Raw genomic sequence first — 19,890 nt, 5'->3', positions numbered from 1 at the left:
GCCAATCTCCCCCCAAGTGGGGGAGATGCCCGGCAGGGCAGAGGGGGGCGCTGTCCCGCCGCCGACTCTGGTTTTTGCTTCGCTGCAACACTCGAAACCGAAGCCCGGAGCGATTTGTCGGGAAATGATTCCGGCAGGGCTGGACAGGACCGGTATCGGCGGCTATATGCCCGCCAACGCCGGTTTTTACCGGTCGAGTGGGTGCGTAGCTCAGTTGGTAGAGCAGCTGACTCTTAATCAGCGGGTCCACAGTTCAATCCTGTGCGCACCCACCAAATTTTTCAAAAACTTGGTGGAAGACCTTTGAAAGCGAGAGGCGTTGACGCGTCTGCGGGCAGGCCGAAGCAACCTGGCCGTCATGGCGATTCGTCAAAGGCTGTTACCCGCTAGCTGGTAGTGGTCGCTCGACGATATCGCACCGTGGTGTCGACCAGCGCGCCGGCCGCCCGGAACATGTCGAGTACGCGTATTTTTTGCGCCAGAAATCATAAAAAAGCCGGCACAGGTTCTGCACAAAGCTCGGATTTCTTTACTCTATAGTCGATATCGCTTTCTGTGGCGATCAAACAAATCTCGATTGTGGCAGAAACGCTACATCGTTTTCCAAGGGACCAGCTACACATAAGCTATTCGGCCCTGTCTCCACCCCCCAAGGAATCGCCCGATGCGCGCGCTCAAATTTGCCCTTCTTGCTTCCCTTGCATTGGCCAGCCCTGCATTGTCGGCGGACCTTTCCCCCCAGCCAACCGAACCTGTGGTTTATACTTGGACCGGTGTTTATGTAGGTGCGGCGGGCGGGTACGCTTGGGGAAATTCAACTTACGACGGCGCGGGGTCTCCGGCCGGGCCTCCCTTCATCAGCACCTCCGTCGATCCCAAAGGGGGCTTTGGCGGTGCCTATGTTGGCTATAACTACCAGTTCAATGGCAACTATGTCATCGGCGTTGAAGCGGATGCCAATTTCGCCGACGTAAAGGGCGACAATACGTTTCCTGCGGGGCCTCCCGTTGTCTTCGCAAGCGGTGAGTTAAAATGGTTCGGGTCGGCACGCTTGCGTGCAGGCTATGCGTTCGATCGTTTTCTGCCATTTGTAACTGGCGGTCTCGCTATCGGTCATTACTCCGGCGCAAACAATTTTCCAGGTGGGTCGATTGAGAACAGCGATAACATGGTTGGTTGGACGGTAGGCGCCGGACTTGACTATGCCGTCACCGACAATTTGATTGCGCGGTTCGAATACCGCTATTCCGACTATGGCCGCAAATCGCAGCCTGCGCCGTTCGACTTCCCGACACAGCAAGCCAGACTTGATCTGACCACCAACGATGTTCGCGTTGGACTTGCCTACAAGTTCTGATTTCTGACTGTGCCTTCTTTCAAAGCCTCGCTTCGGCGAGGCTTTTTTGTTGCGCGACTGGCCGGGCGCGTCATGGACGTTCTTTCCACCCTAGGAGGCGCGACATGGCCCGCGCGGGTGGCCTTCCACTTGATATGGCCACCCAGTCCGCGCGTCCCTGCAAACCTTGCGAAAGCCTACTTCTCCGACACGCCGGCCTCGGCAAAACTCGCCATCCTCGCATGACATTCCAGCGCCGAGCGGACGATGTTGACGGCGAGGCAGGCGCCGGAGCCTTCGCCGAGCCGCATGCCGAGGTCGAGCAGCGGCGGCAGGCCGAGCGCTTCGAGCAGGCGGCGGTGGCCGGATTCGGCCGAGACATGGGCGGCGATGGTGTGGGCGAGGCCTGAGGGGTGCAGTCGCGCCAGGGGCGCTGCCGCTGCCGTGCAAACGAAGCCGTCGAGCAGCACCGGGACGTTCTTGCGGCGGGCGGCGAGCGTGGCGCCGAAGATGGCGGCGAGTTCGCGGCCGCCAAGGGCGGCGGCGATCTTCAGCGGGTCGGACAGCGCGTCGGCATGGCGCTTGAGGCCGGATTCAATGGCGGTGACCTTGCGCTTCAGCCCGGCATCGTCGACGCCGGTGCCGCGCCCGGTCCATTTTTCAGCGCCGCCGCCGAACAGGGCGGTCGAGATGGCGGCCGCCGGCGTGGTGTTGCCGATGCCCATCTCGCCGAAACAGACGAGGTCGAGGTCGTTCGTCACCGCGTCATAGCCAGCCGAGACGGCGGCGAGGAAGTTTTTTTCGTCCATTGCCGGCACGTCAGTGAAGTCGCCTGTCGGATGATCGAGATCGAGCGGGATGACGTCGAGTTCCGCGCCGGCGATGCGGGCAAGCTGGTTGATGGCGGCGCCGCCGCCGGCAAAATTCGCCACCATCTGCACGGTCACTTCCGACGGGAAGGCCGACACGCCCTGCGCGGTGACGCCGTGATTGCCGGCGAACACGAAGACTTTGACGCGATCGAGTTTCGGCATGTCGCGGCCCTGCCAGCGTGCCAGCCAGGCGCCGAGGGTTTCCAGCCGGCCCAGGCTGCCTTGCGGCTTCGTCAGCGTGTCCTGGCGGCGGGCGACTGCATTGGCGGCGGTATCGCTGCCGGCAGGCAGATCGAAACAGGCGGCGCGCAGTTCATCGAATGATTTGAAGGGCATGGGGAAGGAATCTCCGGGGAAGAATCAGGACAGGGAAATGGAAGCGACGAGCAGGACCGTGATCTCGCCCAACTGCTGCAGGGCGCCGATCGTGTCACCGGTGTGGCCGCCAATCTGGTTGAGGCAGAGCGCGCGCAAGGCGCTGAACACGAGAGCGAGCAGGATCAGTGCGGCAAAGGCGCCGCCGAGCCCCAGAGTCAGAAGCGGGATGGCCCCGAGCACGGCGCCGAGAACAGCTGTCTGGGTCGAGACGGTCCCGGCGCCGGCAGACAGGCCGTCACTGCGCGCCGCCGGCGCCAGATGCATGAACGCGCCGAGCAGGCCGCGCGAGGCGGCGTGGGCGGCAATCAGCGCGAAGAGCACGCCTGTCGGATTGGCCAGTTGCGACAGCGCGCTCCAGCGGATGAGCATCGACAGGCCAAGAGCCGAAGCGCCATAGGCGCCGATGCGGCTGTCGCGCATGATCTCCAGTTTTTTATCGCGTGTCTTGCCGCCGCCAAAGCCATCTGCGACATCGGAAAGCCCGTCCTCATGCAGGCAGCCCGTGGCGAGCAGGGTTGCTGCAAGCGCAAGGGCTGCTGCCGGGCCGGGGGCAAGGCCGAGCTGTACGCCCGCGGCGTAGACGACAGCACCAGCCACAGCGACGGCGAGGCCGGCGACAGGCGCCGCCCAGATCGCATCGGCCAGGCTGCGGCCACGAAGGTCGAAGACCGGCAGCGGCAGCCGGGTGAAGAAGACGAGGCAAAGCGCGACGTCGTCGAACGCTTGCCGGGGCGAGGGCACGGAGGTCATGCACCCCTCGCAATGGCGTGGAAGAAGGTGCCGCTGACATGGCCGCGGCGATAGCCGGAGGCGCCGAGCGGATTGCCCTGACCGTCGGCGAGATCGGCCAACGGCTCGTCATTGCCGGTCGCAATCATCTGCGCATAGTGGAATTCATGGCCACGGATCAGCGCGCCTTGCGGCCCCAGCGGACAGGCGACGCGCAGGCGTGCCTCGCGGTAGCCGAGGTTCATCTTGCGCTTGGCAAAGCTGGTGGAATGGCCGAGCAGGCCAAGCATGGCGTGCGTCTCGCCGGCCGCGTCCTCCAGCGCTTCGCCCAGCACCATGAAGCCGCCGCACTCGCCATGGATCGGCTTGGTCTCGGCAAACCTGGCCATGCCAGCTCGGAAATTGGTCGCCGCCGCGAGGCTGCCGGAGTGGAGCTCGGGATAGCCGCCGGGCAGCCAGCAGACATCGCAATTCTGCACCGGCGCTTCGTCGGCTAGCGGCGAGAACGGCACGATCTCGGCGCCGGCCTGACGCCAGTGGGCGGCGACGTGCGGATAGAGGAAGGTGAAGGCGGCGTCTTCGGCGAGCGCGATTCGTTGGCCGGGCGGCTGCAAGGCATGTTCGAAACTGCCTGATGCCGGCGAAAACGGCGCGGCCAGCGCCATGATGGCGTCAAGGTCGAGGGATTTCTCGACCATGTCGGCGAGGCGGTCGAGATGCGTCATCAGGTCGGCATATTCGCCGGCCTGGACGAGGCCGAGATGGCGCTCCGGCAAATTGAGCGTGGGATCGCGCAGGATGGCGCCGACGACCGGCAGGCCGAGCGTTTCGATCGCCTCGCTGCACAGCTTGCGGTGGCGCTCGCTGCCGAGACGGTTGAGCACGATTCCGGCCATGCGCACATCCGGGTCGTAGGTGGCAAAACCCTTGGCGACGGCGGCCGCCGTCGTCGCCTGTCCCGAGACGTCGAGCACCAAAAGCACCGGCAGGTGGTAGAGCCGCGCCAGATCGGCGGCCGAGCCGGTGCGGCCTTGTCCGGCCGGGATGCCGTCGAACAGGCCCATCGCGCTTTCGAGGAAGATAAAATCGGCATCCTCGGTGGCATTGCCGGCCAACGCGTTGAGCAGGTCAGGCGACATCGCCCAGCTGTCCAGGTTGACGCCGGACAGACCGGTTGCGGCGGTATGAAAACCCGGATCGATATAGTCGGGGCCGGACTTGGCGCCGCGCACCTTGATGCCGCGCCGGGCGAGCGCGCGCAAAATGCCGATGGTGACGCTGGTCTTGCCGGAGCCGGAACGCGGAGCGCCGATGATGATGGCGCGGGTCATGCGTTACCCGCCAGTGCTGCGCGCATGGCGACGATGCCGCCGACGACAATGAGGGCCGGCGAGGCCAATTCCGCCGCGGCGGCCGCTTCGGAAATGGTGGCGAGTGTCGCGACGACGGTCCGCTCCTGCGGTGTCGTCGCCGAAACGATGACAGCCGCCGGCGTCGACGGCGCCAGCCCGCCTTCGAGCAGCGACGCGGCGATAACAGGCAGATTGGCCATGCCCATATAGATGACCACCGGCTGGCCGGTGCGGGCGATCGCGCCCCAGTCGAGATCGTCATCTGTGCCGGCGGCATGACCTGTCGCCAGGATGATCGCCTTGTTGATGCCGCGCATGGTTGCGGGAATGCCGGTGGCGGCCAGCGCGCTCAGCCCCGATGTCAGGCCGGGCAGGACGCGGAACGGGATTTTTTCGCGCGCCAGCGCCAGCGCCTCTTCGCCGCCACGGCCGAAAATATAGGGATCGCCACCCTTCAGCCTGAGGACGCGGCGGCCATCGCGCGCCAGCCGCACCAGCAGAGCGGTGATGTCGTCCTGCTTCATCGACGGCTTGCCGCCGCGCTTTCCCGCAAAGAACAGTTCGGCCTTTTCCGCGACAGCGACGACGTCGGGCGAGACCAGCGCGTCGTAGACCAGCGCATCTGCCTCGGCTAAAGCCGCCAGCACTTCCAGCGTCAGGCAGCCGGGATCGCCGGGGCCGGCGCCGGCCAGCCAGACATGGCCCGGCTCAAGCCGGCGCGGCTTGAAGTTCAGCCGGGCAAGGGCCTGTTCGAGCGTGGTGTTTTCGCTTTTACCGCTCACAATCCGTCCCGTCCCCGGAAACGCCGCTGATAGTGGGCGTCGTACAATGAACTCTCGTCAAAACCTTCCGCTGCCAGCGAGCGGCCGACGAAGATGATCGCCGTGCGCTCCATCGGGTCGGCGGCGAGCAGTGCCTCGATCGTGGCGAGCGTGCCGGTCAGCACGCGCTCGTCCGGCCATGAAGCGCGAAAGACGATCGCCACCGGGCAATCGCCGCCATAATGCGGCGACAATTCGGCGACGACTCGGTCGATGGCGTGGATGGCGAGATGAATGGCCAGCGTCGCGCCGGTGCGGCCGAAGCCGGCCAGCGTTTCGCCCGGCGGCATTTTCGAGGCGCGGCCGGAGACGCGGGTCAGCACCAGGCTTTGCGCCACCTCGGGAATGGTCAGTTCGCGGCGAAGGGCTGCGGCTGCGGCGGCGAAAGAGGGAACGCCCGGCGTCAGCGTGTAAGGAATGCCGTGTTTTTCCAGCCGGCGGATCTGCTCGGCCACGGCGCTCCACACCGAGAGGTCGCCGGAATGCAGGCGGGCGACATCGTGGCCGGCCTGGTGGGCTGTCACATATTCGACCTCGATTTCGTCGAGTGACATCGGCGCCGTATCGATCAGTTTGGTCCCCGGTGCGCAGTGTTGCAGCAATTCCGGCGCGACGATCGAGCCGGCATGCAGACAGACCGGGCAGCTTGCCAGCAGCTTGGCGCCGCGCAGTGTGATGAGGTCGGCGGCACCGGGACCGGCGCCGATGAAATGCACGGTCATGGCGCGTCTCCGCTGATGGCGATGGCGCAGGTGACCGGGCCGAGCACGGTGCGTGGACCAAGCAGCTTTGCACCGGGGCCGGCAACGGCAAGGGCGGAGGCTTCTGAGACGGAGGGTGTGCCGGCGAGGTCCTGCGAGAGATCGGATTTGCTGAGTGCCTCCGACGAGACGGCCTGAAGTGCTGCGTCATCAACGATGATGACGGGAAGGTGAAGCGTGCGGCCAGCGGCAGAGATCGCTTCTTCGTCTTTCTTGAGCGCGGCGGTCGCCAAGGCCGACAGCGCCGTTATCGCCAGCCCGTGCGCTTCGAGGGCGGTTTCGATCGCCGCGAGCACGTCTTCGACGCTCACGCCCTTCCGGCTGCCGATGCCCGCCACCATCATGGCTTCACCCAGCTCCACTGGGTGACCGGCATGGCCGGGCGCCAGGCCTGCATCGAACCGACAGGAGAAGCGCGGGAAATGGTGATGCGGGTAAGGTCGCCGCCGCGCTTGATGTGCTCCGCGAGAAGCAGCGCCTCCATCTCCAGCGTCACCGCATTAGCAACGAGACGGCCACGGGATGGCAGCGCCTTGATGGTGGCGTTCAGTACGCCGGCGTCGCTGCCACCTCCGCCGATGAAGATCGCATCCGGCGTGTCCAGCCCGGCCAGTGCCTTGGGCGCCGACCCTTCCACCACGACAAGACCGGGCACGCCGCAATGCGCGGCGTTGCGGATGATGCGGGCGGCGCGGTCGCTGTTGGCCTCGATGGCGATAGCGCGCATCGAGGGGTGAGCGAGCATCCATTCGATGCCGATGGAGCCGGAACCGGCGCCGATGTCCCACAGCGATTCGCCACGCCTCGGCGCCAGCGCCGCAAGCGTCATGGCGCGGATGTCGTGCTTGGTGATCTGGCCGTCGTGCTCGAACAGATGGTCGGCGCGGCCAACGGTCAGCGGCAGGATGGGGGCCTCTTGTGTTGATTCAAGCTCAAGCGCCAGCACGTTGAGTGGATTGATGTCTCTGAGATCGAAAGCGTCGGCACGTGCCGAGCGAAGCTTCTCGTTCGGTCCGCCCAGCGCTTCCAGAACGGTCAGCCGCGAACCGCCGAAGTCGAGCTCTACGAGCAGGCGCGCTATTGTCGCTGGCGCGTCGCCGTCCGATGTCAGCGCCAGGATGCGCGCCCTGGGATGCAGCAGCGGCCGGATCAGGTCGAGCGGCCTTCCATGCAGCGAGATCGTCTCGATGTCCTGCAACGCCCAGCCGAGCCGGGCGGCAGCCAGCGAAATCGCCGATGGCGCGGGGATGACATGCATCTCTTCAGGCTTGACCTTGCGGGCAAGGGTGGCGCCGACCCCGTGGAAGAATGGATCACCGGAGGCGAGCACGCAGACGCGCCGGCCGGCCAGCGCCAGCACGTCTGCCATGTCGGCATCGAATGGCACCGGCCATGGGCGCTGCTCACCCTTGATGAGCGAAGCCACCAGCGCCAAATGCCGCTTGCCGCCGAAGACGGTCTCGGCGTCAGCGATCTGCCGCTTGGCCTCGTCGCCGAGACTCGCTAAACCGTCCTCGCCGATGCCGACGATTGCAAGCCATTTTGGCGTGGGCTGTTTTTTTGACATGTCGCGCCGCCCCTCATCCGCCTGCCGGCACCTTCTCCCCGTGTAGTGACGGGGAGAAGGGAGACGCTCCGGCGCTGACGCCTCCCTCTCCCCGTTCTTCAGGGGGAGAGGGTAGGGGTGAGGGGCAGCGCAGACGCTGTTCAACATGGTGCTCATGAAGAAGATTCTGATCCTTGGCGGCACGACAGAAGCGCGCCAATTGGCCGGAAAACTGGTGGAAGATTTCCTCGTCACCCTGTCGCTGGCCGGCCGTACCGAAAGCCCGGTCGCGCAAGGCGTGCCGGTGCGCAGCGGCGGCTTTGGCGGCGCCGACGGGCTGGCGGCCTATCTGAAGGAGACGCGAACCGATCTGCTGATCGACGCGACGCATCCCTATGCCGCGCGAATTTCCGCCAATGCGGCGCAAGCCGCGCGCACTTCGGTTGTGCCGATCCTTGCTTTGCGCCGCCCTGGCTGGGAGCCAATAGATGGCGACCGCTGGACGCAGGTCGATACGACAGGCGATGCGGTGCACGCGCTTGGATCGCCGCCGCGCCGTGCCTTCCTGGCGCTCGGCCGGCAGGAGGTCGCGGCTTTCGAGGCGGCGCCGCAGCATCATTACCTTGTCCGCAGCGTCGATCCGGTCGAGCCGAAACTGGCGGTGCCGGATGCGACCTACCTGCTGGCGCGTGGGCCGTTTCGCGAGGCGGATGAACGCGCGCTGCTCGAGGAGCACCGCATCGATGTCGTCGTATCCAAGAACAGCGGCGGCGAGGCCACCTACGGCAAGATCGCGGCGGCGCGGGCGCTCGGTATCGAGGTGGTGATGGTGCGCAGGCCCATCCTGCCGGAGGTGCCGTCGGCCGAAACTGTCGAAGCATTGGCCGCGATGATCGATCATGGTCTCGACCCCGTCGCGGAACGCGGTGTGTAGACCAGCGCCGGTTTGTCACCGCGCTTGATGATCCGTGTCTCCGGCGAGCCGATGATGATGCAGGTCGCCATGTCGGCCCTTTCCGCCTCGACATCGGCCAACAGAAAAACCTCGATGCGCTCGTCCGGGCGGCCGGCGGCGCGGCCGAAGATGACCGGCGTGGTGCCGGGCAGGATGGCGCGCAGGCATTCGAAGGCACGGCCGAGCTGCCAGGGGCGCGCCTTGCTGATCGGATTGTAGAGCGCGATGACGAAGCCGGCGCCGGCGGCAGCGAGCAGGCGCAGTTCGATCAGCTCCCACGGCTTCAGATTGTCGGATAGCGAGATGGCGCAGAAATCATGGCCGAGCGGGGCGCCGATGCGGGCGGCGACAGCCAGCATCGCAGTGATGCCCGGCACGACGGCGACATCGACCGCGCGCCACTCGGCCGGACCGGCCTCGATCGCCTCACAGACCGCGGCGGCCATGGCAAAGACGCCGGGATCGCCGCCGGAAACGACGGCGACGTCATGGCCCTCGGCGGCCTTGACCAGCGCGTCCTTGGAGCGGGCGAGTTCCTCGCGATTGTCCGAGGCGACGCGGGTTTGGTCGGTGCGAAGATCAAGCCGGTCGAGATAAGGTTTGTAGCCATAGAAGAATTTTGCCTGCGCCACGGCCCGGCTCGCCTCCGGCGTCACCTGATCGGCATTGCCGGGCCCAAGGCCGATGACGGTGAGGCGGCCGCTCATGGCTTGGCTCCCATAACGCCAGGCCGGCCGGACCAGCCGGCGACCAGCACGATGGCGAAATAGGGGGCCTTGTCGTCCGGCTTGTCGGCAAGCTTCATCGAGATGCTACCGGCCATGGTGCCGCGCTCGACATAGACGGCGCGGGCGATCTTGCCGGTGGCCTCCAGCGCCCGCCTGATCTTGGGCAGGTTGCGGCCGACCTTCATGATGACGGCGGCGTCGGTGTCGGCGAGACGGCGCGTCAGCTCGAACTCGCTCATCGTGCCGGGCAAAACCGTCAGCACATCGTCGCCCTGGACGATCGGCACGCCGGTCTGCGACCAGCAGCCCGACATGGCGGTGACGCCGGGGATGACTTCGGTCGGGAAGCGATGGGCGAGGCGGACATGCAGGTGCATGTAGGAGCCGTAGAACAGCGGGTCGCCTTCGGAGAGCACGGCGACCATGCGGCCGGCTTCGAGGTGTTCGGCGACCTTCTCGGCCGACTGCTCGTAGAAATCGGTGATCTGCGAACGGTAGTCGTCGTGATCCTTGTCGATCTCGGTGGTGACGGGATAGAGAAGCGGCAGTTCCAGCATATCCGGCCGGAAACGCGCCTCGACGATGGCGCGCGCGTTGCTGTTGTTGCCGCGCTTGGCGAAGTAGGCGACGACATCGGCCTCGGCCAGGATGCGGGCAGCCTTCAGCGTCAAGAGCTCGGGATCGCCGGGACCGGTGCCGACGCCGACGAGGCGGCCTTTTGCCAGATCTTCTTTGACAGTTGCGTTCACAGGCCGGGCCTCGCCAGCGAATTGAGCGCGGCGGCGGTCATGGCGCTGCCGCCGAGCCGGCCGCGCACGATGGCGTAGGGCACTCCATAGGAGTTTTCGGCCAGCGCATCCTTGGATTCGGCGGCACCGACGAAGCCGACCGGCATGCCGATGATGGCGGCCGGTTTCGGCGCGCCATCGCGCAGCTTTTCCAGGAGATAGAAGAGCGCTGTCGGCGCATTGCCGATGGCCACGACCGAACCGGCCATGCGTTCGCCCCAGAGGTCGATCGCGGCGGCCGAGCGGGTGTTGCCGATCTGCTTGGCGATGTCGTGCGTGCGCGGGTCGCGCAAGGTGCAGATCACCTCGTTGCCGGCCGGCAACCGGGCGCGGGTGACGCCATGCGAGACCATTTCGGCGTCGCAGAAGATCGGTGCGCCGGCCGTCAAGGCGCTGCGGGCGGCGGCGACGAAATCGCTGGAGAAAACAAAATGACTTGATGCTTCGACCTGGCCGCAGGCATGGATCATGCGGATGGCAACGTCGGCCTCGGCCTCGGAAAAGCGGGACAAATCGGCCTCGGCGCGGATGATGGCGAAGGAGCGCTCATAGATGGCGTTGCCGTCATGGATGTAATCGTAGGCGGCCATGCTTATTCCTGTCGGTAGCTTTCGGCGATTGCCGCCGGCCCGAGCCTTGTCAGGCAAGCGGCGGCGGTTTCGCCCTGAAATCGTGCGCTGCGGACCATCGCCGCGACGCTGCTGACGCCGCGTGCGGCGTCATAGCCCGGCCTGTAGCCCGCAGGAAGGGCCTTTGCCGTCGCGTTCACGACAAGTCCGGCTCCGTTTTCGCCGCCGACGATTGTTAGCGCGGCAGAGCCGGGGTGAGCGCAGCCCTTGGCGCAGCCGGAAATGTGCAGTGTGAAGTCGAGGATATCAGCGTTTTCGGCGGCGATTGTCTCGGCAATATCGCGCGTGGCGATTTGTCCGGATGCGCAGGCAGGAGTGCCGGGGCAGGCGGCGATGCGGGTGCGCGGGTCGGCGGCGGTGGTAACGAAGCCAAGGGCGGCGGCGGTGGCTCGCAGGGGGTGGTTTGCGGACGACGGTTGGCCGAGGAACAGCAAGGCGCGGCCTGGGGCGAGGCGGATTTCGGCGACGCCGAGGGACAGGGCGCTTTGGGCGAGGGCGATGAGTTTTTCGGCCGGCATGCTGCCATAGGGGAGGGCTATGCCGAGAGCGGTGGTGTCGTTGGATAAGGGGAAAAGACCGATAGGCCGGCGATCCTGCACACCCCCCTCTGTCCTGCCGGACATCTCCCCCGCTTGGGGGGAGATTGCGTCTTCGTGGGCGATTTCGCCAATTTTCAGCGTCGAAAGTGGAGAGCCGCCGGCGACCCTGCTGATCTCCCCCCTTGAGGGGGAGATGTCCGGCAGGACAGAGGGGGGCGCGAAGGAATGCCAGCTTGCAAGAGAGGCCAATTGCCTCTCCGACAAATCCCGAGAATGTGCGTCACGCCCCTTCTCGGCAACCATCCTCAGCACAGCAACCGCAATATCGCGCGCTGCATCCTCATCGGCCGTCGCAAGCGGCCTCGCGCTTTGACCGTCGCCGGCAACAGACAAAGCCCACATAACGTTGCCGCCCACCCGCACCGCCTTCAGCCTGACATCAGCCGTCACCCCATCCATCGTCAGCTGCCCGCCGCCATCGACAACCACCGACACCTTCGGTCCGAGCCTTGGCGTCAGCCCAGCTTCCTCGACCGCAGCCCTGATCCGCTCAGCCAAAGCTCGCGGATCGGCAATCTCCCGCGGATCGATGCCGGCCAGCGGCCCGGTCTCGACCGGCACGCCGGTACGCACTGCAATCCCCAGTGCATCGACCTCCGCCGCCAACAGCACCGCACTCTCCGCTGTCAGCCCGCGTATCTGCAGGCTGCCGCGCGCGGTCACTTCCATGATGCCGTTGCCGTGGCGCAAGGCGGATTCGCAGAGTCCGATCAGCGACTTGGGGGAAAGCCCTCCAGCAACCGGGTTGAGCCGCACCAGCAGGCCATCGCCGGTCTGCATCGGCGCTGACAGAGCCGGGCAGGCGCCGCGCCTTGAAAAGGCGTTCATGCCGCAACCCCGAGCGCCTCGGCCTCGGCGATCAGCGCCGCGAGATCGTCGTCGACCGAGTTGCGCAAGGGATGCCAGAGACCGCGCCGGCGCGCCGACAGGAAGCGCTCGGCGATGACTTTGGCAGCGGCCGGATTTTCACGCAGGATGAAGGCGCGGACATCGGGATCGCCGACATAGGCGTCATGCACGGCCTCGATCAGCGCGCCCGAAATGGCGTGCGTGGTTTCGGCAAAGCCGATGAGGCGGTCGACGGTTTCGGCAAACTCGGAAGCGCCGCGCGGACCATGCCGCATCTGGCCGGCTATAAAGCGCGCATTAACGGCGCGGGCGCGCACCACGCGCGACACAGCCTCGCCGACCGAGCGCGGCTTGGGCTTCTGCGGATCCGTGGTGTCGAGCACGATGACATCGGCATTTCGGCCGAGCGTCGCAAGTGCAGCCGAAAAGCCGCCGATGAAGGCGACGTCGGCGGAGCCCTCGAGAATGTCGCGGCCGGGATCGTCGCCGGTGTGGACCAGCAGATCGGCCTCGGCGATGCGGGTCTCGAAAGCGCCGGGGGAGGCAATGCCTTCGCCCTCGGCGCCGCCATAGGCATGCGATGTCGCATCGAGATAGGCGCGGCCGATTTCTTCGCGCCCGACCCAGTCGCCGCTGGACAGCAGGTCCTCGACGCCGGCGCCATAGGTGCCGGGCGAGGTGCCGAAGATGCGCGGGCCGATCTTGCCATCGGCGCGGGTTCTGGCGGCGAGCGGGTTTTCCGAATCGTCCTCGTCGCGCGCGGCTACGGCGTTGGCGGCGGCGTCGATCAGCGCGATCTGGGTCGGGAACATGTCGCGGAACAGACCCGAAATCCGCCAGGTGACATCGACGCGCGGGCGACCGAGCGTGGCCGGCGGCAGCACTTCGATGCCGGTGATGCGGCCGGTGGCACTGTCCCATTGCGGCCGGCAGCCCATCAGCGCCAGGCCTTGCGCGATCTCCTCGCCGCCAGTGCGCAGCGAGGCCGAGCCCCAGAGGTCGATGACCAGCGAGCGCGGCCAGTCGCCATGCGACTGCATATAGCCGCGCACGACTTCTTCTGCCGCCGCCTTTCCCAGATCGTAGGCGGTCGGCGTCGGCATGGTGCGCGGGTCGGAGGTGAACAGGTTGCGGCCGGTGGGCAGCACGTCGGAGCGGCCACGCGCCGGTGCGCCCGCCGGACCCGCCTTGATGTGACGGCCGTCGAGCGCGGCAAGAAGTGCTGCTTTCTCGGCCTCCGCGCTTTGCACGCGCATGGCGTCGGGCTCGTCGTCGGGAGCGCGGCCATAGATGTGCAGGCCGTCCTTGATGGCGAAATCCTTGAGGTCGCAGAGCCAGGCGTCGATGCGGCGCAGCGCCTCGTCGGGCGCATCGGTTCCGGCGACGCCGGCTTCGGAGGCGAAGCCGGTCTTTTGCGCCGTGTCGACGATCAGCTTGGCCAGACGATCGCGGCGGCGGCGGTCGAGGCCGTCGGCCTGGGCGTATTCGTCGACGAGGCGTTCGAGCTTGTGCTGCCCTTCGTCGAGGCCGGCACCGGTCAACGGCGGCGGCAGATGGCCAAGCGTGACGGCGGCGATACGCCGCTTCGCCTGCGCCGCTTCGCCGGGATTGGAGACGATGAAGGGGTAAATGACGGGCAACGAGCCGGTGACGATCTCGGGGAAGCAGTTTTGTGAGAGCGCTACCGTCTTGCCGGGCAGCCATTCCAGCGTGCCATGAGCGCCGACATGGATGAGAGCATGGATGCGGAGCGATTTGCGCAGCCACAGGCCGAAGGCGATGAGGTTGTGGCGGGGAGGGAGCGTCGGGTCGTGGTAATCGGCGCGGCGGTCGGCCGAGCGGCCACGGTCGGGGGCGAGAGCGACAGTGATGTTGCCGAAGGTGGCGGCGCGGAAGGGGAAGCCGCTCTTACCCTCCCCCTTGTGGGGAGGGTGGCCCGCAGCGCCGGGTGGGGGTGGTGCACCGCTACCCCCACCCCGTTTCGCGCTATCCGCTTCGCGAATGTCGCGAACCGACCCTCCCCACAAGGGGGAGGGTGAAGGAGCGCCCCATGCCGCCTCGACTGCAGCCAGTGCCTCAGCCGGCAAATCCTTTGAGAAGTCCAGATACTCATCCAGCCCCAGCCCACCATCGCTCCGCCCCAACGCATCCAGCAGCGCACGCGGCGTTTCTGGAATCCCGTCAACGCGATAGCCCTGCTCCCTCAGGTCATGCAGCATGGCCAGCACGCTGGACGGCACATCCAGGCCCACTGCATAGCCAGTGCGGCCGGGCGCGCTCGGATAGTCCGGAATGAGGATCGCCAACTTACGCGTCGCGCGGGGCGTCTGCTGCAACCGTGTGAACGCCGCTAGCCTGTCCGCCACTTGCGCCACGCGATCCGGTTCCGGGCGGTTGGCGAAAGCGCGGTGGCCGAGCGCCGGGTCGGTCTCGCTCTCGCCCTTGAAGGAAATCGCGCCGGCAAGGATACGGCCGTCGAGTTCGGGCAGCACGACATGCATGGCGAGGTCGGCGGGCGCCAGGCCGCGCTGGTTGTTGTCCCAGACGTCGCGGCGGGTGGTGGCGACGATGACCTGGAAGACCGGCACGCCGGCGCGGTCGAACAGGGTTTGGACGCCGGGTTCGGCGCCGGAGGCGAAGGCGGTTGCGGTGATGATGGCGGCGGGGTTGAGCGAGGCCAGTGCGGTTTCGACGAAGGCCAGGGAGGTCGGGTCTTTGAGGCTGGAGACGAAGATCGGGACCGGTCTCATGCCGCGCTGGCGGAGTGCATCAAAGAGGGCATCGATTGGCGCGACATCGGCGGCCAGCAGCATCGAGCGGTAGAAGAGGATGGGGATGATGGGAGAGTTGATGTTGTCTGCGCCGAGTTCCCGCCCACCCCCCTCTGTCCTGCCGGACATCTCCCCCGCAAGGGGGGAGATTGTGCTCTCATCGACGCTTTCGCCAATCGGGGATGTTGCAGAGGAATCTATTATCGGCTGGGCAGAAAAAGTGCCGAGGTCCGCGCCGGCTGATCTCCCCCCTTGCGGGGGAGATGTCCGGCAGGACAGAGGGGGGTGTGAAGGAACGCCGACATGGGCAAAATCCAACTTGCCTACGACGCCGCGGCCAGGCTCGTAGTAACCAGCTTTCGGCACGCTGACCGGCTCAGCCGCCGCCGCATCCTGCCCAGCCAACCCCGCCAGCCGCTGCATCAGTGCTGCCATATTCTCCGGTCCGCCCTCGCGGAAATAACCAAGCAGGACGTCCAGATCCTCGCGCGGCAGCGTCGAGGCTTCGATCAGCCTGAGATCCTCGTCGTGGCTCTCGCCCGGCAGCAGCGCCAGCTTGATGCCGTTCGCACGGGCAGTCGCGGCAAGCTGGTCGCAGCCATAGCGCCACCAGTCGTAGCCGCCGAGGATGCGCACCAAAATCACCTTGGCGTGGCGGGCGACGCTGTCGATCCAGAGGTCCACGGACATGGGATGGCGCAGGTCGCGCAGCGCCGCCAGCCGCATCGACGGCAGGCGGGCGGCATCGGCCTTCCACGCCGCCGCGAGACCGGCGAGGTCGCTGTCGGTGAAGGACAGCGCCACGATATCCGCCGGCGTCTGCCCGAGATCGACGGGCTCGGCGAGATCGTCGAGCGAGGCGGATGTGGTGGTGAGTATATGCATTTCGGCTCGTGGTTTGGATCAACCGGCGAGTATACGCTCGATCGCCGGGCGGTTCAGTCCTTTCAGGCCAATGACGACAAGACGCGAGCGGCGGTCGTCCTCAGCCGCCCAGGCGCGGTCATAGTAATGATTGACGCGCGGGCCGACGGCCTGCAGCAAAAGCCGCATCGGCTTGCCGCCGACATCGACGAAGCCTTTTACACGCAACACGTTTTCCTGTTCGGCGGCGGTGGCGACGCGCTTGGCCAGGTCGTCGGGATTGGCGATCGAGGGGATGTCGACGATGAAGGTGTCGAAATCGTCATGCTCATGATCGAAAGCGCCGTCGTGATGCGACTTGCGGTTCTCGATGTCGTCTTCGACGGCGAGACCGAGGCCAAGCAGCACCGACGGGTCGACCTTGCCATGCGCAGTCGGCACGATTTTTACCGCGCGGGCGGAATGTTCATTGATGATGGCGTTGGCGCGGGCCGAACCGGGGGCGTCCATCAGATCGCTCTTCGACAGGATGATCAAATCGGCGCAGGCGATCTGGTCCTCGAACACTTCTTCGACAGGATCGTCATGGTCGAGCGTCTCGTCCTGAGCGCGCTGTGCCTGCAAAGCGTCCATGTCGTTGGCGACGCGGCCTTCGGCCAGCGCCGGGCCGTCTACCACGGCGATGACACCGTCGACGGTTACCCGGCTCTTCACGCTCGGCCACTGGAACGCCTGGACCAGCGGCTTGGGCAGAGCCAGGCCCGAGGTCTCGATCAGGATGTGGTCAACCTTCGGTGTCAGCGCGAGGATCTTGTCGAGGGCGGGCACGAAATCGTCGGCGACTGTACAGCAGATGCAGCCATTGGCCAGTTCGACGATGTTTTCCTCGGGGCAGGTGTCGATGCCGCAGCCTTTCAGGATTTCCCCGTCGATGCCGATGTCGCCGAACTCGTTGACGATGATGGCGATGCGCTTGCCGCCGGCATTTTCCAGGAGATGGCGGACCAGCGTCGTCTTGCCGGCGCCGAGGAAGCCTGTAACGACAGTGCAGGGAACACGGGAGAGGTTGGCGGCCGGGTTTGAAGCGTTCATCGTCAGTCCTTCAGCATGTCGAGGGGTGGGATGCGGGCAACGAGGCCGCGCTTGAGGCTATCGGGCCGGCCGCGCCACGGGATGAGGCCGTCGGCCGAAGTCGCGAAGAGCTTTGCGCCGGTAACGAGGTCGGCGCCGCTGGTTGCGGTCAGATCGCCGAAGACATAGCTCCAGCAGCCATCGCGCAGGATCGCGGCGCTGAGGCGGCGCTTGCAATTGCCGAGACATTCGGCGGTGCGGACCCGGATATCGCCGGCAGCGGCGCGGCCTGTGTCCTCAGCCAGCAATTCGCCGGCGCGCGGATGGGCGTCGGAACCGGTCTCATCGCGGCAGGAGGCGCAGACGATGACGGTCACGCCGGTCAGGGCGTCGTTGTCGCCGGACGCAATGTCCGTTGTGCCAGCCGAAAAACTGCTGTTCTGGTCCAAAAACCGTGCTCCTTGCCCGGAAACCCGCCAGGCGATCGGATACTTTGTCTCAGACGGCAGGTCTCCTGGCTCGCGGGTCATCGCCTTGGTTAGCCGCCTTCCCGGTGTTACCCAGTGGCTTTCGGCCTTGGCTCTTCGCTTACAGTTGCGGGGACAGCCGCGGATTTGGGATTTTTTCGTCCCGCACCGCATTCCCTCTTGGCCCTTGCCGTTGCGGGCAGGGGACCGTCTGGAGCGGATTTAGGCTTTTGCAGGCAGCGGTGTCAACGCACGGCTACGACATGGCGATGTCGGCAGGGGCTGTCATGTCCCGGCTTCCGGCAGTGCCAGGATGACCTGTCGGATAGCTTGATAGCCATCGCTATAGTCCCAGTCATGACCGACAGCCAGATTCTGTCCCTCATGCCAAACCGCGTTGTCCAGAAGGACTTCGGCACTAATCAGCGTGCCCTTCAAGCCTGCCAGAAAGGTCCGGACAAAATGGCTTCCGGGGGGTACCGAAGCTGTGAACAGCTTTTCCAGCTTGGCATAGAATGCTGGATAGCCTGGTGTCAGCGAGCATAGCTCGGTTGTGGCCTGGGAAATGACCGGGCCGCTATAGATTTTCCAGCGGGCATCTTTTCGCCAGATCTTCCAACTGGCGCTGCTTCGCTGCCAAAGCTCTATTTCGGCCTGCATGTTCTCGCAGACGTGATCGGCCAGTCCCTCAATGGCCACATGGAAAACACCACGGAGAAACTTTTCAAACGCCTGGTTCAGTTCCTGTTCGCGCGTGTCGCCGAAGCCAGCAAAGGATTCAATGACCGGCTGAACATCAAGCAGCGGAGAAAAAATGTAGATTTCCAGGACCAGCCGGTCAGAACTCGTCTCGAACACCTCAGCCTCAAACCGAAGCTGCTTCGATTGGAGCATGACGTCCCTATCTCTGCGGACTGCATCTATTCCATGCGCAATGAGGGCGCCATGGATCATGTCGAGCACTTTGTCCGATGCCATTGCACAACCTACGAGGCTTATTGAGGCGTCTATGACAGACGCTGCAAGGGTTGGCCATCTCTCTCGCTAGCCAATGCCGGCCCCAGATTGCCGGCCGGCGTCACTTCGATGCGCTCAAGGCCAAGCCAGCCCTGCATCTCCTTTAGTTCCTCGAAAAGCTGTGCGGTGGTCTCAGGCGGTGCGCCTGCTTCGGCATAGGCGGCGTGGACGCGTAAGACACTCGCAGGCCGGTCGGCCTTGAGGTCGACGCGGGCGACGATCTTGTCGCCGAGCAAGAAAGGCAGCACGTAATAGCCATATTGCCGCTTGTCGGCCGGGGTGTAGATCTCGATGCGGTAGCGGAAATCGAAGAGACGCTCGGTGCGCGCGCGCTCGAAGACCACCGGATCGAAGGGGGCCAGCAAGGCGCGGGCCTCGATCTTTCGCGGCAGGCGGGCGTCCCTATAGAGGTAAGCCGGCTTGTCCCAACCTTCGACGTTTACCGGCAGCAACTCGCCCATCTCGACCAGTTCCTCCAACCGGCCCTTCATGTCGGCCGGCGACAAGCGGAAATAATCGCGCAGGTCACCCGACGTCGCGATGCCGTGGGCGCGGGCGGAAATGCGCAGCAATTCGCGGTGCGCGTCCTCGGCCGCCGGCACCGGCAGGTCGAGGATCGCCTGCGGCAGCACGCGCTCGGGCAGGTCATAGAAGCGTTCGAAGCCACGGCGGTGCGCCGTGGTGATGCGTCCGGCCCAGAACAGCCATTCGAAGGCGTGCTTGGCGTGGCTCCAGCCCCACCAGCCGCCCGAACCTTTCTGGCCTTCCAGGGCCGAAGCGGCGATCGGGCCACGCTCGGCGACCGCACGGTAGATCTCTTCGATATAGGCGGCGTGCTCGCGGCCCCATTTGGCGAGACCCAGATACATTTCATCGCCCTGCTCGGCGCGCTGCATGCGCCAGCGCATCAGCGGGTATGTCTCGACCGGCAGGAAGGAGGCCTCATGCGCCCAGTACTCGAACACGGTGCGCTTGCGGGTGATTGCGGCATTGTCGAGCAGGGCGAGCGGGTAGGGGCCAAGCCGCGAATAGAGCGGCATATAGTGGGCGCGCACCACGGCGCTGACGGAATCGATCTGCAGAAGGCCGGTGCGCGAGAGCACGCGGGCGAGGTGACGGCGGTCCGGTGTGCCGCCCGGTCGCGGGTCGGTAAAACCCTGCGCGGCGAGCGCGATGCGCCGGGCCGTCGCGAGTGAGATTTTGTCCTTCATCAAGATGCCTTTGCCCTGATCCGTTCCCGTATTTTTAGCCGATGATTCCGGCGATGCTAGCAGGCTTGTGGCGGGAGACATGTCAGGAGACAAAAGTGGAGTAAAAAACGAAGGAAATCAAACAGGAGGAGATCGGACCAGTTTTT

18 protein-coding genes, 1 tRNA gene and 1 riboswitch are annotated in these 19,890 nt (G+C 65.6%); of the genes, 3 read left to right on the top strand and 16 right to left on the bottom strand.

The annotated features are described in order from the left end of the window. Nucleotides 1-199 precede the first annotated feature (199 nt). Together NKI37_RS02795 and NKI37_RS02790 are read left to right on the top strand one after the other, a co-directional pair. A tRNA-Lys gene (locus NKI37_RS02795) sits at nucleotides 200-275 on the top strand. A 389-nt stretch (nucleotides 276-664) separates the two neighbouring features. Beyond that, the gene (locus NKI37_RS02790; protein ID WP_031201864.1) at nucleotides 665-1,357 is read left to right on the top strand and encodes an outer membrane protein; all 693 of its coding nucleotides are present in this window, start codon (nucleotides 665-667) and stop codon (nucleotides 1,355-1,357) included. Between the two features lie 176 nt (nucleotides 1,358-1,533). Here NKI37_RS02790 and cobT read toward each other — a convergent pair whose 3' ends face one another. Genes cobT through cbiE form a run of 7 tightly spaced genes read right to left on the bottom strand, consistent with a single transcriptional unit; the run spans nucleotide 1,534 to nucleotide 7,816 of the window. Next, complete coding sequence (cobT, locus tag NKI37_RS02785) at nucleotides 1,534-2,544, bottom strand: nicotinate-nucleotide--dimethylbenzimidazole phosphoribosyltransferase (RefSeq protein ID WP_027050237.1); 1,011 nt, start codon at nucleotides 2,542-2,544, stop codon at nucleotides 1,534-1,536. Nucleotides 2,545-2,568: 24 nt separating this feature from the next. Next, complete coding sequence (locus NKI37_RS02780; protein WP_352668940.1) at nucleotides 2,569-3,336, bottom strand: adenosylcobinamide-GDP ribazoletransferase; 768 nt, start codon at nucleotides 3,334-3,336, stop codon at nucleotides 2,569-2,571. Further along, a complete protein-coding gene (locus NKI37_RS02775) occupies nucleotides 3,333-4,646 on the bottom strand; it encodes a cobyrinic acid a,c-diamide synthase CobB (RefSeq protein ID WP_352794362.1) in 1,314 nt (437 codons plus the stop codon). The genes NKI37_RS02780 and NKI37_RS02775 overlap by 4 nt, the downstream gene beginning before the upstream one ends. Beyond that, nucleotides 4,643-5,449, bottom strand: a complete 807-nt coding sequence (gene cobA / locus NKI37_RS02770) for a uroporphyrinogen-III C-methyltransferase (protein ID WP_023714299.1) — start codon at nucleotides 5,447-5,449, stop codon at nucleotides 4,643-4,645. Before cobA ends, NKI37_RS02775 begins: the two co-directional genes overlap by 4 nt. After that, nucleotides 5,446-6,210, bottom strand: a complete 765-nt coding sequence (gene cobM / locus NKI37_RS02765) for a precorrin-4 C(11)-methyltransferase (protein WP_023670837.1) — start codon at nucleotides 6,208-6,210, stop codon at nucleotides 5,446-5,448. Before cobM ends, cobA begins: the two co-directional genes overlap by 4 nt. Next, a complete protein-coding gene (locus tag NKI37_RS02760) occupies nucleotides 6,207-6,593 on the bottom strand; it encodes a cobalamin biosynthesis protein (RefSeq protein ID WP_023712695.1) in 387 nt (128 codons plus the stop codon). Before NKI37_RS02760 ends, cobM begins: the two co-directional genes overlap by 4 nt. Continuing rightward, nucleotides 6,590-7,816 (bottom strand): precorrin-6y C5,15-methyltransferase (decarboxylating) subunit CbiE, encoded by a 1,227-nt coding sequence (cbiE, locus tag NKI37_RS02755; RefSeq protein ID WP_352791257.1) that lies wholly within the window; start codon nucleotides 7,814-7,816, stop codon nucleotides 6,590-6,592. Before cbiE ends, NKI37_RS02760 begins: the two co-directional genes overlap by 4 nt. A 154-nt stretch (nucleotides 7,817-7,970) precedes the next feature. On the opposite strand from cbiE, the gene NKI37_RS02750 reads away from it, so the two are divergent. Beyond that, nucleotides 7,971-8,729, top strand: a complete 759-nt coding sequence (locus tag NKI37_RS02750; RefSeq protein WP_032905140.1) for a cobalt-precorrin-6A reductase — start codon at nucleotides 7,971-7,973, stop codon at nucleotides 8,727-8,729. Here the strand turns inward: NKI37_RS02750 and NKI37_RS02745 are convergent. The 9 genes from NKI37_RS02745 to NKI37_RS02705 all read right to left on the bottom strand — a co-directional run bounded on the left by NKI37_RS02745 (nucleotide 8,693) and on the right by NKI37_RS02705 (nucleotide 19,744). Next, nucleotides 8,693-9,457 carry a precorrin-3B C(17)-methyltransferase gene (locus NKI37_RS02745; RefSeq protein ID WP_023727701.1) on the bottom strand — a complete coding sequence of 255 codons (765 nt, stop codon included), beginning with the start codon at nucleotides 9,455-9,457 and terminating at the stop codon, nucleotides 8,693-8,695. The genes NKI37_RS02750 and NKI37_RS02745 overlap by 37 nt on opposite strands. Next, on the bottom strand, nucleotides 9,454-10,227 hold the full coding sequence (locus NKI37_RS02740; protein ID WP_352791255.1) for a precorrin-2 C(20)-methyltransferase: 774 nt from the start codon (nucleotides 10,225-10,227) through the stop codon (nucleotides 9,454-9,456). The genes NKI37_RS02745 and NKI37_RS02740 overlap by 4 nt, the downstream gene beginning before the upstream one ends. Further along, a complete protein-coding gene (locus tag NKI37_RS02735) occupies nucleotides 10,224-10,856 on the bottom strand; it encodes a precorrin-8X methylmutase (RefSeq protein WP_023727699.1) in 633 nt (210 codons plus the stop codon). The genes NKI37_RS02740 and NKI37_RS02735 overlap by 4 nt, the downstream gene beginning before the upstream one ends. Before the next feature lie 2 nt (nucleotides 10,857-10,858). Beyond that, the gene (gene cobG, locus NKI37_RS02730; RefSeq protein WP_352791253.1) at nucleotides 10,859-12,322 is read right to left on the bottom strand and encodes a precorrin-3B synthase; all 1,464 of its coding nucleotides are present in this window, start codon (nucleotides 12,320-12,322) and stop codon (nucleotides 10,859-10,861) included. Continuing rightward, complete coding sequence (gene cobN, locus NKI37_RS02725) at nucleotides 12,319-15,999, bottom strand: cobaltochelatase subunit CobN (RefSeq protein ID WP_352794359.1); 3,681 nt, start codon at nucleotides 15,997-15,999, stop codon at nucleotides 12,319-12,321. The genes cobG and cobN overlap by 4 nt, the downstream gene beginning before the upstream one ends. Nucleotides 16,000-16,017: 18 nt before the next feature. Next, nucleotides 16,018-17,070, bottom strand: coding sequence for a cobalamin biosynthesis protein CobW (cobW, locus tag NKI37_RS02720; RefSeq protein ID WP_023698338.1), 1,053 nt, complete (start codon nucleotides 17,068-17,070; stop codon nucleotides 16,018-16,020). Between the two features lie 2 nt (nucleotides 17,071-17,072). Beyond that, entirely contained in the window at nucleotides 17,073-17,498 is a 426-nt protein-coding gene (locus NKI37_RS02715) for a DUF1636 family protein (protein ID WP_023685191.1), read from the bottom strand. A gap of 38 nt (nucleotides 17,499-17,536) precedes the next feature. Further along, nucleotides 17,537-17,743: riboswitch (cobalamin riboswitch) on the bottom strand. 58 nt (nucleotides 17,744-17,801) lie between these two features. Then, a complete protein-coding gene (locus tag NKI37_RS02710; protein WP_023690307.1) occupies nucleotides 17,802-18,494 on the bottom strand; it encodes a DUF6348 family protein in 693 nt (230 codons plus the stop codon). A 29-nt stretch (nucleotides 18,495-18,523) separates the two neighbouring features. Then, nucleotides 18,524-19,744 carry a winged helix-turn-helix domain-containing protein gene (locus NKI37_RS02705; RefSeq protein WP_352791249.1) on the bottom strand — a complete coding sequence of 407 codons (1,221 nt, stop codon included), beginning with the start codon at nucleotides 19,742-19,744 and terminating at the stop codon, nucleotides 18,524-18,526. Nucleotides 19,745-19,890: the final 146 nt, after the last annotated feature.

The sequence above is a fragment of the Mesorhizobium sp. M0626 genome (assembly GCF_040320665.1).
GTDB lineage: Bacteria > Pseudomonadota > Alphaproteobacteria > Rhizobiales > Rhizobiaceae > Mesorhizobium.
Note: the sequence above shows the minus strand (reverse complement) of the source record. Positions and strands in the feature narration are given on the sequence as shown.

Excerpts from the sequence above, each read along its gene's own strand:
- NKI37_RS02790 (WP_031201864.1), top strand. The coding sequence starts at position 665 with ATGCGCGCGCTCAAATTTGCCCTTCTTGCTTCCCTTGCATTGGCCAGC.
- cobT (WP_027050237.1), bottom strand. The coding sequence starts at position 2,544 with ATGCCCTTCAAATCATTCGATGAACTGCGCGCCGCCTGTTTCGATCTG.
- NKI37_RS02780 (WP_352668940.1), bottom strand. The coding sequence starts at position 3,336 with ATGACCTCCGTGCCCTCGCCCCGGCAAGCGTTCGACGACGTCGCGCTT.
- NKI37_RS02775 (WP_352794362.1), bottom strand. The coding sequence starts at position 4,646 with ATGACCCGCGCCATCATCATCGGCGCTCCGCGTTCCGGCTCCGGCAAG.
- cobM (WP_023670837.1), bottom strand. The coding sequence starts at position 6,210 with ATGACCGTGCATTTCATCGGCGCCGGTCCCGGTGCCGCCGACCTCATC.
- NKI37_RS02760 (WP_023712695.1), bottom strand. The coding sequence starts at position 6,593 with ATGATGGTGGCGGGCATCGGCAGCCGGAAGGGCGTGAGCGTCGAAGAC.
- cbiE (WP_352791257.1), bottom strand. The coding sequence starts at position 7,816 with ATGTCAAAAAAACAGCCCACGCCAAAATGGCTTGCAATCGTCGGCATC.
- NKI37_RS02750 (WP_032905140.1), top strand. The coding sequence starts at position 7,971 with ATGAAGAAGATTCTGATCCTTGGCGGCACGACAGAAGCGCGCCAATTG.
- NKI37_RS02745 (WP_023727701.1), bottom strand. The coding sequence starts at position 9,457 with ATGAGCGGCCGCCTCACCGTCATCGGCCTTGGGCCCGGCAATGCCGAT.
- NKI37_RS02735 (WP_023727699.1), bottom strand. The coding sequence starts at position 10,856 with ATGGCCGCCTACGATTACATCCATGACGGCAACGCCATCTATGAGCGC.
- cobG (WP_352791253.1), bottom strand. The coding sequence starts at position 12,322 with ATGAACGCCTTTTCAAGGCGCGGCGCCTGCCCGGCTCTGTCAGCGCCG.
- cobN (WP_352794359.1), bottom strand. The coding sequence starts at position 15,999 with ATGCATATACTCACCACCACATCCGCCTCGCTCGACGATCTCGCCGAG.
- cobW (WP_023698338.1), bottom strand. The coding sequence starts at position 17,070 with ATGAACGCTTCAAACCCGGCCGCCAACCTCTCCCGTGTTCCCTGCACT.
- NKI37_RS02710 (WP_023690307.1), bottom strand. The coding sequence starts at position 18,494 with ATGGCATCGGACAAAGTGCTCGACATGATCCATGGCGCCCTCATTGCG.
- NKI37_RS02705 (WP_352791249.1), bottom strand. The coding sequence starts at position 19,744 with ATGAAGGACAAAATCTCACTCGCGACGGCCCGGCGCATCGCGCTCGCC.